Source organism: Pseudomonas sp. SJZ079 (genome assembly GCF_007993865.1).
GTDB lineage: Bacteria > Pseudomonadota > Gammaproteobacteria > Pseudomonadales > Pseudomonadaceae > Aquipseudomonas.
In genome coordinates this window covers 57,660-72,369 of record NZ_VIUH01000025.1, presented here as the reverse complement: position 1 = coordinate 72,369, position 14,710 = coordinate 57,660, and the positions used below count along the sequence as shown (strand labels likewise).

The window sequence follows — 14,710 nt, the reverse complement described above, 5'->3', positions numbered from 1 at the left end:
CAGCAGGGTGCAGGGGCTGGTGTGTTTGGCGACTGCCAATTTACCTGCATCCCTGACTGTCAATCCTCTCTTCCCCGCGACAATGCGAAGAACCAGAAAAAAGGGCTATGTCCCAGTAACGTGTTGGCCGCAGCTTTTGTAGGGTGGGCGGTGCAGGTCATGGTGGGTTACGGCGCAACTGACCGGGTAACAGCCAATAGCCTTGTGCCAGGCGCCTAACCCACCGACGGATCTACTTACAGCAGGAGGCGGTGGTGGGTCGTGCCATGCAACACACTATTGGGACAGAGCCAGAAAAAAACCGGGCATCGACCCGGTTTTTCTTCCTCTGCACACCGCAGCCCTGGACAGACGCAGCTAAGGCGGTGCCCAGCGACGTGACGCGCGAGTGTTTAGAAGCTCAAGCGGTAATGCAGGGTATAGGCCTCGACACCATCGTTCGGCTGCTTCAAGCCGGCGTTGGAGTAGTGCAGCGCGCGCACACCGATTTCCTGCTCGGCAAAACGCACACCTAAACCGAGGCGATCCTCGAATTGGAAAGACGAACCCAGGTCGTTGTCTTCCAGCTCGGTATGGGCGAATGCCGCCACGCCGATACCCGCCTCGACATAAGGCCTGAGCGTATCACCGGCGAACTCGTAGACGAACACAGGGGCGAAGGACAGGCTGTGGTTACTCGAGGTTTTATCCCCCTCCCAGAAGGTGTAGCCGGCATCCCAGTAACCGCTCAGGTGGCCGACGTCACTCTGCCACCAGCGGCTGCTGAAATCGAATTGAGTCCCCACGCGATAGACCATGGTCGAGTCGCCGGACTGGCCAATGGCGAAGGTCACATCGGCGGCCTGAGCGGCACTCCCCATAGACAAAGCTGCAAGCGCAGCAACGGCAAACAACTTCTTCATGTAATTATCCTTGTGCTGAAGATCACGATAAAACCGCTTCGAACTGTCTGGGAGTATAGAAATATTTACTGTTAATGGAAGTCGAATGGCCGCGAACACTGCGCAATAATCGCGGTCAAAACCGATCGACCTGCGCTACCTCGCCCCACAGTAACGGCAACACGGCGTGCATCTGCGACGGTTCACCACTGGACCAGAAGCAACCGGGTCGGGCCGGCCCAGCGGCCAGCAGCCCGCGCTCGGCGAGTAGCCGCTGCAGTTGCCGCGCCACCGCCGCCCCGGTGTCGATCAGGCTCACCGACTCGGGCACCAGCTCGCGCAGCAGCGGCCTGATGAACGGGTAATGGGTGCAGCCGAGAATCAGGGTGTCGCAGCCTTGATCCAGCAGTGGCGTGACCAATCCCTGTAACAGGGTGCGGGTTGCACTGCTGTTCAGCTCGCCGGCCTCGATAAGTTCGACCAGCCCGGGACAGGGTTGAGTGATGACCCGCACGTCGCTGGCGAAACGGTCGAGCAGCGCGGCGAATTTGGCGCTCTTCAAGGTGCCGGTGGTGGCCAGCACACCGACCACCCCGGAACGGGTCGCCGCCGCCGCCGGTTTGACCGCCGGCTCCATGCCGATAATCGGCAGTTCCGGGTACAACTCACGCAGCTCGGCCACCCCGGCCACGGTGGCGGTATTGCACGCCAGCACCAGCGCCTTGGCGCCACGCGCGAGCAGGAACGCGGCAATCAGCCGACAGCGCTCACGGATGAATTCGGGGCTCTTCTCGCCATAGGGCACATGGCCGCTGTCGGCCACGTACAGCAGCGACTCATGCGGCAGCAAGCTGCGGATTTCACCCAGGACCGAGAGGCCACCGACGCCCGAGTCGAACACGCCAACCGGCGCATTATTAGCCATGCGCACTGCCACAGACGCTGCACGCCGGATCGCGCTTGACCCGCAACTCGCGAAAGCGCGAGCCGAGCGCATCGACCAACAGCAAGCGCCCGACCAGCGGCTCGCCGAAACCGGCCAGCAGCTTCAAGGCTTCCAGCGCTTGCAGGCTGCCGACCAGGCCGACCAGCGGCCCGACCACGCCAGCCTCGCTGCAGGTCAACTCGGCTTCGCTGCCGTGGCCGTATAAGCAGTGATAACAGGGGCTGTCGGCACGCCGTGGGTCGAATACCGAGAGCTGCCCTTCCAGACGAATCGCCGCGCCGCTGACCAAGGGCTTGCCCGCGGCGACGCAGGCGGCATTCACCGCCTCGCGGGTGGCGAAGTTGTCCGAACAATCCAGCACCAGATCCACCGCGGTCACCGCAGCCGCCAGCGAATCGGCGTCCAGGGCACTGCGGTGCGCGCGCAAGTGGATCTGCGGATTGATCGCCGCAAGCCGCGCCATCGCCGAGTCGACCTTGCTCTGGCCAATGCTCTGCGTGTCATGGGCGATCTGCCGCTGCAGGTTGGTCAGATCCACCGTATCGAAATCCGCCAGGTGTAATTCGCCGACCCCGGCGGCCGCCAGGTACAGCGCTACCGGCGAGCCCAATCCACCGAGGCCGATGATCAGCGCGCGGCTCTGTTTGAGGCGCAGCTGGCCCTCGACATCGATCTGCTGGACGAGAATCTGCCGGCTGTAACGCAGCAGTTCGTCATCACTCAGCATGGTCTGTTCATTCATGATTGAAACACCCCAGACTGATACGTTCATGGCCGCCCAGGTCACGCCGGCTGGCCACCGCGGTAAAGCCGCGCAGGCCGAGCAACTCACGCACCGCCGCGGCCTGCTCGAAGCCGTGTTCGAGCAATAGCCAGCCACCGGACTCAAGATAGTCCGGTGCCTGTTCGATGATCTGCCGAATATCGTCCAAACCATCCACCCCAGCCACCAGCGCGCTACTCGGTTCGAAACGCACATCGCCCTGGGTCAGGTGACGGTCGTCCGCGGCGATATAGGGCGGGTTGCTGACGATCAGCCGAAAGCGCCGACCGGCCAACGCACCGAACCAGTGGCTCCGGCAGAAAGTCGCGTTGGCCAACTGCAGGCGCAGCCGATTGCGCTCGGCCAGGGCCACCGCATCCGCTACCCGATCCACGCCGGTCAAACGCCAAGCCGGCCGTTCGGCCGCCAGTGCCAGGGCGATGGCACCGGTGCCGGTGCCGAGGTCGAGCAGCGCCGCAGGCGTGGCCGGCAGCAGCGCCAGAGCAGCCTCCACCAGCAACTCGGTGTCCGGGCGGGGAATCAGGGTATGCGGCGCCACGTCCAGCTCCAGGCTCCAGAAGCCTTGCTGACCGAGAATATAGGCCACCGGCTCACCGGACTGGCGACGGATAAGATCGACGGCAAAACGTACGGCCTGCTCGGTGCCGACCTCACGTTCCGGCCAGGTGTGCAGATAACTGCGCGACTTGCCCAGCGCCGCAGCGAGCAGCAGTTCGGCGTCCAAGCGCGGCGTTGGCGAGTCGGGCAGTGCGGCATTAATGAGCAAGGATTCGATGGTGACCATGCGGGTTCCTGGGCTACGACTCGTAGGCTGGGTTAGCGGCGCATGCGACCGATGCACTGGCGTCAGGATAGTCGGACGCCGCGTAACCCGGCGCAACACGGATAAGGCCGTTGCCATGGCGGATTACAGCGCGCCAATACTCTTGCATACACATCTTCAACCTGCGCGCCTAACCCACCTTACGGGATTCTGCATTTGCGTAGTCCTGAGCTGGATCAATCGCCTAGGGCGGCCAGCAGGTCGGCCTGGTACTCGACCAGCAGCGGTTCGATCACCGCGTCCACGCCACCGGCCATCACTTCGCCCAGCGAATACAGGGTCAGGTTGATGCGGTGATCGGTGACCCGCCCCTGGGGGAAGTTGTAGGTACGAATACGCTCGGAGCGATCCCCGGAACCGACCAGCAACTTGCGCGTGTCGGACAGTTCCTTGTGCGCCGCCGCCTCCTGCTGATCATTCAGCTTGGCCGCCAGCCATGACATGGCCCTGGCGCGGTTCTTGTGCTGCGAGCGCTCTTCCTGGCACTCGACCACAGTACCGGTGGGAATGTGGGTGATACGGATCGCCGAGTCGGTGGTGTTGACGTGCTGACCACCGGCGCCGGAGGAGCGGTAAGTGTCGACGCGCAGATCCGCCGGGTTGATCTCGATCGCCACCTGCTCGTCCGGTTCCGGCAGCACCGCCACGGTGCAGGCCGAGGTGTGAATACGGCCCTGGGACTCGGTTTCCGGCACGCGCTGCACGCGATGGGCCCCCGATTCGAATTTCAATTTGCCATAGACGTTATCGCCCTCGACCCGGGCGATCACTTCTTTATAGCCGCCATGCTCGCCCTCGCTGGCCGAGAGCACCTCGACCCGCCAGCCGCGACGTTCGGCGTAGCGCGAGTACATGCGAAACAGGTCGCCGGAGAAAATCGCCGCCTCGTCGCCGCCGGTGCCGGCGCGCACTTCGAGGAACACGTTGTGGCTATCTTTCGGGTCCTTAGGCAACAACATGCGCTGCAAGCGCTCTTCCAGCTCGAGCAGCTGCACCTTGGCCTGGGCGACTTCCTCCTCCGCCATCTCACGCATATCCGGGTCGCTGTCCTTGAGCAACGCCTGGGCGCCCTCCAGATCGCCCTGAACCTTGCGGAACTCGCGGAACGCCTGGCTCACCGGTTCGATCTCGGCGTACTCCTTGGAATACGCGCGGAACTGGGTCTGATTACCGATCACTTCGGCATCGCCGAGCAATGCGGTCAGCTCTTCGAAGCGATCCTGCAGCAGGTCGAGTTTGTTGATCAGTGAAGCTTTCATTGCAGGCCTTTATTGGACGGCGCGCCCTCATCGAGGGCAAAGAGTTCCTGAGCCACGGCCAGCGCTTCGACGCGGCCATCGGCGGAGAGTTTTTTCAGCTGCACACTGGGCGCGTGCAACAGTTTATTGGTCAGACCGCGGGCCAGCTGCGCCAGCACCTCTTCGGCCGAGCCGCCGTTGCCGAGCACACGCAAGGCCTTGGCCAACTCCTCATCGCGCAAGCGCTCACCCTGTTGCCGGTAGGCCTTGAGCACGTCCACCGCGGCCAGCTCGCGCAGGCGCAGCATGAAGTCGTCGGCACCGGCGGCCACCAGTTCCTCGGCGGCTTCGGCGGCGCCCTGGCGGCTTTTCAGGTTTTCCTCGATCACCTCATGCAGGTCGTCGACGGTATACAGGTACACGTCATCCAGCTCGCCGACCTGGGGCTCGATGTCGCGTGGCACGGCGATGTCGACCATGAAGATCGGCTTGTGTTTGCGCCGTTTCAGCGCACTCTCCACCGCGCCCTTGCCGAGAATCGGCAGCTGGCTGGCCGTGGAGCTGATGACGATATCGCTGTTGGCCAATTCCTGGGGGATGTCCGAGAGCAATATGGCGTGGGCGCCGAACTGCTCGGCCAGGGTGCTGGCGCGCTCCAGGGTTCGATTGGCCACGACGATGCGCTTGACCCCTTGATCATGCAGGTGCCGGGCCACCAGACTGATGGTTTCGCCGGCACCGATCAGCAGCGCCTGGCTGCGGTGCAGGTCGCTGAAAATCTGTTTGGCCAGGCTGACGGCGGCAAAGGCCACGGACACCGGGTTCTCGCCGATGGCGGTATCGGTGCGCACCTGTTTGGCGGTGCTGAAGGTCGCCTGGAACAAACGCCCCAGCAGCGGGCCCAGGGTCCCGGCCTCGCGGGCCACGGCGTAGGCGGACTTCATCTGGCCGAGAATCTGCGGCTCGCCGAGCACCATGGAATCCAGCCCGGAGGCGACACGCATCATATGGCGCACCGCCGCGTCGTCCTGGTGCACATAGGCACAGGCGCGCAAGTCGTCGAGGTTGAGCTGATGATAATCGGCCAGCCAGGCCAGCACGGCATCAGCGGTCAGGCTGTCCTGTTCGAGATACAGCTCACTGCGATTGCAGGTCGAGAGGATCGCCGCCTCGCGACTGGCCGTGCGCTGACAGAGCAGTTGCAAAGCCTCAACCAACTGCTCCGGAGTGAAGGCCACACGTTCGCGGACATCCACCGAGGCGGTCTTATGGTTGATACCGAGGGCAATAAAGGCCATGCAGGGTCGCTGACAGGGAAGATAAGCCGACAATTGTCCTACTTCGCCAGAGCGAGAACAACCACTGCCGATTATTGTCCCATTTGTCGAGCGCCCCCTCCAATCAGCTATCGCGCCTTGCCCCCATGGGCTTGCCCAACGGCTTGTGTCATGATGCCCCGACCGCAGGTTAGTCGTCTTTTTCTCTATGAATAGATCCTTCGCGTTGCTGACCGCCCTGGCCTTGCTAAGCGGCTGTCAAACCTTCACAGCTTCCACACCTGACGGCACACCGCCGGTCGAGGAGGCTGCTTCTTCGGCGCAAACCTCGCAGCCGAAGGTCTATAGCTCGTTCAGCCAGGAAACCCTGCTGGCGCTGCTCACTGCCGAGCTGGCCGGGCAACGCAACCGCTTCGACATCGCCCTCGGCAACTATGTCCAGCAGGCCAACGCGACCCAGGATGCTGGCGTCGCCGAGCGCGGCTTTCGGATTGCCGAATACCTCGGCGCCGAACAGGCGGCGCTGGATACCGCGTTGATCTGGGCGGCCAATGCTCCCGACAGCATTGACGCCCAGCGCGCCGCTGCGGTGCAACTGGCGCGGGCCGGCCGCTACGACGAATCCATGACCTACATGGAAACCGTCCTGCAACGCCAGGGTGATACCCACTTCGACTTCCTCGCCCTGTCTGCCGCGGAAACCGACCCGGACACCCGCGCCGGCCTGCTGCAAAGCTTCGACCGGCTGCTGACGAAGCACCCGAGCAACGGCCAACTGCTGTTCGGCAAGGCCGTACTCCTGCAGCAGGATGATCGCCCGGAAGAAGCCCTCGAGCTGCTCGAAGCGCAACCTACCGACACCCGCGAAGTGGCGCCGCTGCTGCTGCACGCACGCCTGCTGCAAAGCCTGAAGCGCGGCGACAAAGCCTTGCCGCTGCTGGAAAAAGGCATTCGCCAGCACCCGGATGACAAACGCTTACGCCTGACCTATGCGCGCCTGCTGGTCGAACAAGACCGCCTGGACGATGCCAAGGGTGAGTTCGCCTCGCTGGTGCAACAGTTCCCCGAAGACGACGACCTGCGCTTCTCCCTCGCCCTGGTCTGCCTCGAAGCCGAAGCCTGGCGCGAAGCCATCGTCTACCTGGAAGAACTGGTCGAACGCGGCAGTCATGTCGATGCGGCGCACTACAACCTGGCTCGCGCCTATGAGGCAGTGAAGCAACCGGAAAGCGCGCTGATCGAATACCAGCTGGTCGGCCCGGGCAACGACTTTCTCCCGGCCCAGGCGCGCCAGACGGACTTGCTGCTCAATAGCCAACGGTTCGACGAAGCCAACACACGCCTGGCCAGCGCCCGGGAAAACCAACCCGACTACGCCATCCAGCTCTACCTGATCGAAGCAGAGGCACTGGCCAAGCAGCAGCAAGAAGAGCGCGCCTGGTTATTGATCCAGCAAGCGCTGGAGCAATTTCCCGACGATCTCAACCTGCTCTACACCCGCGCCATGCTCGCGGAGAAACGCGACGATCTGGATCAGCTAGAGCAGGACCTGCGCTTTATTCTAGAGCGCGAGCCGGACAACACCATGGCGCTCAATGCGCTCGGCTACACCCTGGCCGACCGAACTACACGCTATGACGAAGCGCAAGCCCTGATCGAACAAGCCCTGCAGCTCAACCCGGACGACCCGGCGACCCTCGACAGCCTCGGCTGGGTCAACTATCGCCTGGGCAACCTGGAAGAGGCCGAGCGCCTGCTGCGCCAAGCGCTAACACGCTTTCCCGACCACGAAGTCGCCGCTCACCTCGGCGAAGTGCTGTGGGCCCGAGGCAAACAGCGAGAAGCCCGGAAAGTCTGGGCAGGCGCGCTCAAACAACAACCCGACAGCCCCATTTTGCGTAGCACCCTGCTGCGCCTGACCGGATCAGAGACACCTTGATGCTTGTGCGCCCGCTTATCGTTTTCAGCCTGATCATCCTGCTCGCCGGTTGCGCCGGCCTGACCTCCCGCGAAGCGCTTGAGGGCCAGGGCGACTCCGCCCTCTGGCAAGCGCACAAACAACAGGTCGGCAGCCTCGATGCCTGGCAGATAAGCGGCAAGGTCGGCATTCGCGCGCCGAAAGACTCAGGCAGCGGCACCTTGTTCTGGCTGCAGCGTCAGGACTATTACGACATCCGCCTGTCCGGCCCCCTCGGCCGCGGCGCCGCGCGCCTGACCGGCCGCCCCGGGGCCATTCTGCTGGAAGTAGCCAACCAGGGCCGCTATAAGGCCGCCTCCCCAGAAGCCCTGTTGCAACAACAGCTGGGGCTCAACCTGCCAGTCTCGCACCTGCTCTGGTGGATTCGCGGCCTGCCCTCACCCAACAGCAAGAGCCGCCTAACCCTGGATGGCGACAGTCGCCTGGCGCAGCTGCGCCAGGACGGCTGGGAGGTCGACTACCTGAGCTACGCCGAACAGAACGGTTTCTGGCTGCCCGAACGCCTCAAGCTCAACGGACATGACCTGCAAGTCACCCTGGTCATCAAGGACTGGCAGCCGCGTCAGCTTGGACAGTAATGGCCAAGCAACTCCTCACCCTGCCGGCGCCGGCCAAGCTCAACCTGATGCTGCACATCCTCGGTCGCCGTGCCGACGGCTATCACGAGCTGCAGACCCTGTTTCAGTTTCTCGACCACGGCGACGAGCTGACCTTCGCCCCCCGCGCAGATGGTCAAATTCACCTGCACACGGATATTCCCGGCGTGCCGCACGACAGCAACCTGATCGTCCGCGCAGCCCGCCAACTGCAGCAGCAAGCCAACTGCTCGCGTGGCGCCGACATCTGGTTGAACAAACGCCTGCCCATGGGGGGCGGTATCGGCGGCGGCAGCTCGGACGCGGCCACCACCCTGCTCGGCCTCAACCACCTCTGGCAACTTGATTGGTCCGAAGATCGTCTGGCGGAGCTGGGACTCAGTCTAGGCGCCGATGTGCCGGTCTTCGTGCGTGGTCGCGCCGCTTTTGCCGAGGGTATCGGCGAAAAACTCACACCGCTGGAGCTCAGCGAACCCTGGTTCCTCGTAGCAATCCCGCAAGTCCTTGTCAGCACAGCGGAAGTTTTCTCCGACCCTGAGTTGACACGCGATACGCCGCCCATTAAAGTTCGCAGCCTTCTTGAGGGGGGCGGTCATAACGACTGCCAGCCGGTGGTTCAGAAGCGTTATCCAGAAGTTCGTAACGCTTTGATCTTGCTTAACAAATTTGTTCAAGCCAGATTGACCGGCACTGGAGCTTGTGTGTTTGGGAGCTTCCCAAACAGGGACGATGCTGATAAAGTCGCCCGCCAACTTCCGGCCACTTTGCCGAGTTTTGTCGCTCAGGGTCGCAACATCTCGATGTTGCACCGCAAGCTCGAAATACTGGCCAAGAAGTGAATGCGCAAGAGTTAGTTATACGCTGTAGGGGCGTCGCCAAGCGGTAAGGCAGCAGGTTTTGATCCTGCCATGCGTTGGTTCGAATCCAGCCGCCCCTGCCATTAACGCCTTCGGGCGCTTGTATGACTAAAAGCATTCGGGACAAACACGATACAGGGGCGTCGCCAAGCGGTAAGGCAGCAGGTTTTGATCCTGCCATGCGTTGGTTCGAATCCAGCCGCCCCTGCCATTTTCTATACTCATCCAGGTATACCCTCAGCCGGCAGGTACTGCGCGTGTCCAAGATGATGGTCTTTACGGGGAACGCTAACCCCGATCTGGCGCGACGTATCGTACGTCAGCTGCACATCCCCCTCGGCGATGCCTCTGTCGGTAAGTTCTCCGACGGCGAAATCAGCATTGAAATCAACGAAAACGTTCGCGGTAAAGACGTCTTCCTGATTCAGCCGACGTGCGCGCCAACCAACGACAACCTGATGGAACTGGTAGTAATGGCCGACGCCTTACGCCGCTCCTCAGCCACCCGAATCACCGCAGTCATCCCCTACTTTGGCTACGCCCGCCAGGATCGCCGCCCGCGCTCCGCTCGCGTGGCAATCAGCGCCAAAGTCGTGGCCGACATGCTCACCGTGGTAGGTATCGATCGTGTTCTCACCGTCGATCTGCACGCGGATCAAATTCAAGGCTTCTTCGATATCCCGGTAGATAACATCTACGGCTCCCCCGTTTTGGTGGATGACATCGAAGATCAGCGCTTCGAAAACATGATGATCGTCTCCCCGGATATCGGCGGTGTGGTCCGTGCACGTGCCGTGGCTAAGTCCCTGGGTGTAGACCTGGCGATCATCGACAAGCGTCGCGAGAAAGCCAACCAGTCCGAGGTGATGCACATCATCGGTGACGTGGAAGGCCGCACCTGCATCCTGGTCGATGACATGGTCGATACCGCCGGAACCCTGTGCCACGCGGCCAAAGCGCTGAAAGAACATGGCGCCGCCAAGGTCTTCGCCTACTGCACCCACCCTGTACTGTCAGGACGTGCAATAGAAAACCTGGAAAACTCCATGCTGGACGAGCTGGTGGTGACCAACACCATCCCGCTGTCCGCCGCCGCACAATCCTGTTCGCGCATTCGCCAACTGGATATCGCCCCCGTTGTAGCTGAAGCGGTTCGCCGCATCAGCAATGAAGAGTCGATCAGCGCGATGTTCCGCTAACCCGGAATCGCAGCTGAACGAAATGCGCCCCGCTCTGTGCGGGGCTTTTTACCCAACCGTCCGGTCGCTGGTCGCAAGCGTGAAGGACGGTTTGGTTATTTTGGAGAAATGAAATGACTGAATTTGCCCTGAATGCTGAAGTGCGTTCCGACCTGGGGAAAGGTGCGAGCCGCCGCCTGCGTCGTCTCGCCAACCTGGTACCTGCGGTAATCTACGGTGGCGACAAAGCCCCGCAATCCATCACCCTGCTGGCCAAAGAACTGGCTAAGCTGCTGGAGAACGAAGCGGCCTACAGCCACATTCTGTCCCTGAATGTAGCTGGCAGTACTGAGCAAGTACTGGTTAAAGCCCTGCAGCGTCACCCGGCCAAAGGCTTCGTGCTGCACGCCGACTTCATCCGCGTAGTGGCCGGCCAGAAACTGACCGCTCACGTTCCACTGCACTTCCTCAACGAAGAAACCGCAGTTGGCGTCAAGCAAGGTGGCGGCGAAGTTTCCCATACCCTGGTTGAAGTAGAAGTTTCCTGCCTGCCAAAAGACCTGCCAGAATTCATCGAAGTGGATCTGGCCAAGGTTGCACTGGGTCAAATCGTTCACCTGTCCGACCTGAGCCTGCCGAAAGGCGTCGAGCTGGTTGCACTGGCGCACGGCAACGACCTGGCCGTGGCTAACATCCACGCCTCCCGCGTCGCTAAAGAAGAAAGCGATGTAGAAGGCGCAAGCGAAGGCGAAGGCGCTGCCGAGTAACTCTCGCATCGCCGGAAAACAGCCTAGACGCATCAGCGACTGGGCTATTTCCACGAAAGGGCTTCTGACATGACTGCCGTACAACTGATCGTTGGCCTGGGTAACCCCGGCCCTGAATACGACCAGACTCGGCACAATGCAGGAGCCCTTTTCGTTGAGCGCCTGGCACACAGCCAGCGCATCAACTTAAGCGTTGATCGCAAATATTTCGGCCTGACCGGCAAATTCAGCCATCAGGGTCACGATGTTCGTCTACTGATTCCCACCACCTACATGAACCGCAGCGGCCAGGCCGTGGCGGCGCTGGCGAATTTCTTCCGCATACCCGCAGAAGCTATTCTGGTGGCGCACGACGAACTCGATATGCCGCCAGGCGTCGCCAAACTCAAACAGGGTGGCGGGCACGGCGGGCATAACGGGCTGCGCGACATTATCGCCCAGCTCGGTAACCAAAAAGACTTTCACCGCCTGCGACTTGGCATTGGCCATCCAGGGCACAGCAGCATGGTCTCCAACTACGTGCTCGGCCGCGCCCCGCGCAGCGAGCAGGAGTTGCTGGACACCAGCATCGACTTCGCCCTAGGCGTACTGCCGGAAATACTCGCCGGCGACTGGAACAAGGCGATGCACAAGCTGCACAGCCAGAAAGCCACCTCTTAACTCTTTACCGCCATTTCGCGCGAGGGATATACCCATGGGATTCAATTGCGGCATCGTCGGCCTGCCCAACGTCGGCAAGTCCACCCTGTTCAACGCCCTCACTAAATCCGGGATCGCGGCCGAGAACTTCCCCTTCTGCACCATCGAACCGAACAGCGGCATCGTGCCGATGCCCGATGCGCGCCTCGAAGCCCTGGCCGCCATAGTCAAGCCCGAGCGCGTAATACCGACCACCATGGAATTCGTCGATATCGCCGGCCTGGTTGAGGGCGCCTCGAAAGGCGAAGGCCTGGGCAACAAGTTCCTGGCCAACATTCGCGAAACCGACGCTATCGCCCACGTCGTGCGCTGCTTCGAGGACGACAATGTCATTCACGTGTCCAACAGCGTCGACCCCAAGCGCGACATCGAAATCATCGAACTGGAACTGATCTTCGCCGACCTCGACAGCTGCGAAAAGCAACTGCAGAAGACCACACGCAATGCCAAAGGCGGCGACAAAGAAGCTGTGGCGCAGAAAGCCCTGCTGGAAAAGCTGATCCCGCACTTCAGCGAAGGCAAACCTGCACGCACCCTGCTGAAAACCTTGGGCGACGACGAAAAGCAACTGGCTCGCGGCTTCCACCTGCTCACCAGCAAGCCAGTGATGTATATCGCCAACGTCGCCGAGGATGGCTTCGAAAATAACCCCATGCTCGACGTGGTCAATGCCATCGCCGCCGAGGAAGGCGCGATCGTAGTACCGGTATGCAACAAGATCGAAGCAGAAATCGCCGAACTGGACGATGGCGAAGAGAAGGACATGTTTCTCGAAGCCCTGGGCTTCGAAGAGCCCGGCCTGAACCGAGTCATCCGCGCCGGCTACGACCTGCTCAACCTGCAGACCTACTTCACCGCCGGGGTGAAGGAAGTGCGCGCCTGGACCGTGCGCATCGGCGCCACCGCCCCGCAGGCTGCCGCCGTGATCCACACAGACTTCGAGAAAGGCTTCATCCGCGCCGAAGTGACCGCTTACAACGACTTCATCCAGTACAAGGGCGAACAAGGCGCCAAGGAAGCCGGCAAGTGGCGCCTGGAAGGTAAGGAATACATCGTCAAGGACGGCGATGTCATGCACTTCCGCTTCAACGTCTAAGCGCGAAGCTAGATTCCGGTGGACACTGATGGACACTAAACCCCCGTACTCACGCCGTGATACGGGGGTTTTCTTATCCGGCAATGTCCACGACGATTCGTTGTGATCCGAAATTTAACCGGGTACGCTACCGGGTACGATGCCGAAACCGGGTATATAAAAACCGGGTACGACAAAAGCCCGGAGACCAAACCATGCTGACCGACACTCAATGCCGAACTGCCAAGCCCAAGGAAAAGCCCTATAAGCTCACGGACGGCAAGGGACTGTACCTTGAAATCAAGCCCAACGGGGTGAAGGCATGGCGTTACCGCTTCGAGCTACGGGAAGCCGATACAAAAAAAGAAAGCGTTTATGCGATCGGTGAGTATGCCATCGCCGCCAAAGGTGAAACCCAGGAAGAGGCTCAGGCTCGCCGAAATGGGCGACGCTTTACACTTGCGGAAGCACGAGACGAACGCACCAAGGCTCGGGCGCTGGTTATGCAAGGCACCAACCCGGCACACCATCGGCAATTTGAGCGAATCAAGCGTGGGCAGGAAAACGCCACCACATTCGAAGCCGTAGCAAAAGAGTGGCTGGCCCTCAAGGATTGGGAGGATGTCACCAAGACCAGGCGACTGGATATGCTCACCCGCGTGGTGTTCCCCAAAATTGGATCGCTGCCGGTCAAGAACATTACCCCAGCGCATGTCCTCGACGTGCTGACCACTTCAGCGAAGAAGAACGGCCTGACGGTCGCAGCTGAGGCCAAACGCAGCATGTCCGGCATATTCGAGCTTGCCGTTTCTACCCTGCGAGCAGATAGCGACCCGGTTTACCCCGTACGCAAGGCACTTCCCACCAACAAGACCCAGCACAAGCGCCCGCTGACGACCGATGAAATTGGTCAATTACTGCGCGATATCGAGAAGCACGGTGGCCGCCATGAAACCATTTCGGCATTTCGACTGATGTGGCTGACTCTCTGCCGTCCGAATGAAGCGGTAGAAGCCCAATGGACTGAGTTTGATCTGGACGCTGCAACCTGGCGCATCCCCGCCGAACGGATGAAGAAGCGTAAAGAGCATACGGTCCCCCTCCCCACCCAAGCGGTAGAAATCCTGCAAGCTTTGCATGGCATTACCGGCCGATACGTACATCTGTTCCCCCATCGAGATGAGCGAACAAGGCCAATGGTCGCGGCTTCATTCCGACAAATGCTGAAGGTGCAGGGCTGGAGCGGCAAATATAGCCCTCACGCGACCAGAACTACCGGAAGCACGCGACTGAACGAGATGGGCTTCTCGGCCGACTGGATTGAGCGACAACTTGCCCACACCGAGCCCAATGCAGTGCGCCGTACTTACAACCATGCCGAGCACTTGGCTGACCGCGCCAAGATGATGCAGCAATGGGCTGACATGCTAGATACATGGAAGAAAGGGGAACACAAGGTTACGCCGATTAAAAAACAGCTACATAGCGAGTAGAGCGCGTAACTCAGTCCTGCGTAGGTGACCAAATCGCTAACTCCGAATGTCCATAATGAGCAGTTAGGGCTATTCGAAACCAGAAGCTACCGACCCATAGCTACTAGTGACGACAGGC

15 protein-coding genes and 2 tRNA genes are annotated in these 14,710 nt (G+C 61.1%); 11 read left to right on the top strand and 6 right to left on the bottom strand.

The features are described 5' to 3' along the window. On the top strand, nucleotides 1-219 hold a 219-nt coding region (locus FBY03_RS23135; RefSeq protein ID WP_218570803.1), incomplete at its 5' end, for a hypothetical protein. Nucleotides 220-392: 173 nt separating this feature from the next. Here the strand turns inward: FBY03_RS23135 and FBY03_RS19050 are convergent. From FBY03_RS19050 to hemA, 6 genes are all read right to left on the bottom strand, one after another. Next, nucleotides 393-902, bottom strand: coding sequence for an acyloxyacyl hydrolase (locus tag FBY03_RS19050; RefSeq protein ID WP_147173924.1), 510 nt, complete (start codon nucleotides 900-902; stop codon nucleotides 393-395). A gap of 115 nt (nucleotides 903-1,017) precedes the next feature. Then, nucleotides 1,018-1,806, bottom strand: a complete 789-nt coding sequence (gene murI, locus FBY03_RS19045; protein ID WP_147173923.1) for a glutamate racemase — start codon at nucleotides 1,804-1,806, stop codon at nucleotides 1,018-1,020. Further along, on the bottom strand, nucleotides 1,799-2,554 hold the full coding sequence (locus FBY03_RS19040; RefSeq protein ID WP_147173928.1) for a molybdopterin-synthase adenylyltransferase MoeB: 756 nt from the start codon (nucleotides 2,552-2,554) through the stop codon (nucleotides 1,799-1,801). Before FBY03_RS19040 ends, murI begins: the two co-directional genes overlap by 8 nt. 7 nt (nucleotides 2,555-2,561) lie before the next feature. Beyond that, nucleotides 2,562-3,395, bottom strand: a complete 834-nt coding sequence (gene prmC, locus FBY03_RS19035) for a peptide chain release factor N(5)-glutamine methyltransferase (RefSeq protein ID WP_147173922.1) — start codon at nucleotides 3,393-3,395, stop codon at nucleotides 2,562-2,564. Nucleotides 3,396-3,610: 215 nt separating this feature from the next. Continuing rightward, entirely contained in the window at nucleotides 3,611-4,693 is a 1,083-nt protein-coding gene (gene prfA / locus FBY03_RS19030; RefSeq protein ID WP_147173921.1) for a peptide chain release factor 1, read from the bottom strand. Continuing rightward, the gene (gene hemA / locus FBY03_RS19025) at nucleotides 4,690-5,970 is read right to left on the bottom strand and encodes a glutamyl-tRNA reductase (RefSeq protein WP_147173920.1); all 1,281 of its coding nucleotides are present in this window, start codon (nucleotides 5,968-5,970) and stop codon (nucleotides 4,690-4,692) included. Before hemA ends, prfA begins: the two co-directional genes overlap by 4 nt. A 187-nt stretch (nucleotides 5,971-6,157) precedes the next feature. Here hemA and FBY03_RS19020 point away from each other — a divergent pair, with 187 nt between their 5' ends. The 10 genes from FBY03_RS19020 to FBY03_RS18975 all read left to right on the top strand — a co-directional run bounded on the left by FBY03_RS19020 (nucleotide 6,158) and on the right by FBY03_RS18975 (nucleotide 14,592). Then, the gene (locus FBY03_RS19020; RefSeq protein WP_147173919.1) at nucleotides 6,158-7,888 is read left to right on the top strand and encodes a tetratricopeptide repeat protein; all 1,731 of its coding nucleotides are present in this window, start codon (nucleotides 6,158-6,160) and stop codon (nucleotides 7,886-7,888) included. Continuing rightward, nucleotides 7,888-8,505: a lipoprotein insertase outer membrane protein LolB gene (lolB, locus tag FBY03_RS19015; RefSeq protein ID WP_147173918.1), complete on the top strand. Its 618-nt coding sequence runs from the start codon at nucleotides 7,888-7,890 to the stop codon at nucleotides 8,503-8,505. Before FBY03_RS19020 ends, lolB begins: the two co-directional genes overlap by 1 nt. Then, on the top strand, nucleotides 8,505-9,362 hold the full coding sequence (gene ispE / locus FBY03_RS19010; protein ID WP_147173917.1) for a 4-(cytidine 5'-diphospho)-2-C-methyl-D-erythritol kinase: 858 nt from the start codon (nucleotides 8,505-8,507) through the stop codon (nucleotides 9,360-9,362). Before lolB ends, ispE begins: the two co-directional genes overlap by 1 nt. Before the next feature lie 26 nt (nucleotides 9,363-9,388). After that, nucleotides 9,389-9,463, top strand: a tRNA-Gln gene (locus FBY03_RS19005). 53 nt (nucleotides 9,464-9,516) lie between these two features. After that, nucleotides 9,517-9,591 (top strand) — tRNA-Gln (locus FBY03_RS19000). A gap of 46 nt (nucleotides 9,592-9,637) precedes the next feature. After that, nucleotides 9,638-10,579 carry a ribose-phosphate pyrophosphokinase gene (locus FBY03_RS18995; RefSeq protein WP_147173916.1) on the top strand — a complete coding sequence of 314 codons (942 nt, stop codon included), beginning with the start codon at nucleotides 9,638-9,640 and terminating at the stop codon, nucleotides 10,577-10,579. A gap of 113 nt (nucleotides 10,580-10,692) precedes the next feature. Beyond that, nucleotides 10,693-11,325 (top strand): 50S ribosomal protein L25/general stress protein Ctc, encoded by a 633-nt coding sequence (locus FBY03_RS18990; RefSeq protein ID WP_147173915.1) that lies wholly within the window; start codon nucleotides 10,693-10,695, stop codon nucleotides 11,323-11,325. Nucleotides 11,326-11,394: 69 nt separating this feature from the next. Further along, complete coding sequence (pth, locus tag FBY03_RS18985) at nucleotides 11,395-11,985, top strand: aminoacyl-tRNA hydrolase (RefSeq protein WP_147173914.1); 591 nt, start codon at nucleotides 11,395-11,397, stop codon at nucleotides 11,983-11,985. Between the two features lie 34 nt (nucleotides 11,986-12,019). Beyond that, complete coding sequence (ychF, locus tag FBY03_RS18980; protein ID WP_147173913.1) at nucleotides 12,020-13,120, top strand: redox-regulated ATPase YchF; 1,101 nt, start codon at nucleotides 12,020-12,022, stop codon at nucleotides 13,118-13,120. A gap of 194 nt (nucleotides 13,121-13,314) precedes the next feature. Continuing rightward, on the top strand, nucleotides 13,315-14,592 hold the full coding sequence (locus FBY03_RS18975) for a tyrosine-type recombinase/integrase (RefSeq protein WP_147173912.1): 1,278 nt from the start codon (nucleotides 13,315-13,317) through the stop codon (nucleotides 14,590-14,592). Nucleotides 14,593-14,710 lie beyond the last annotated feature (118 nt).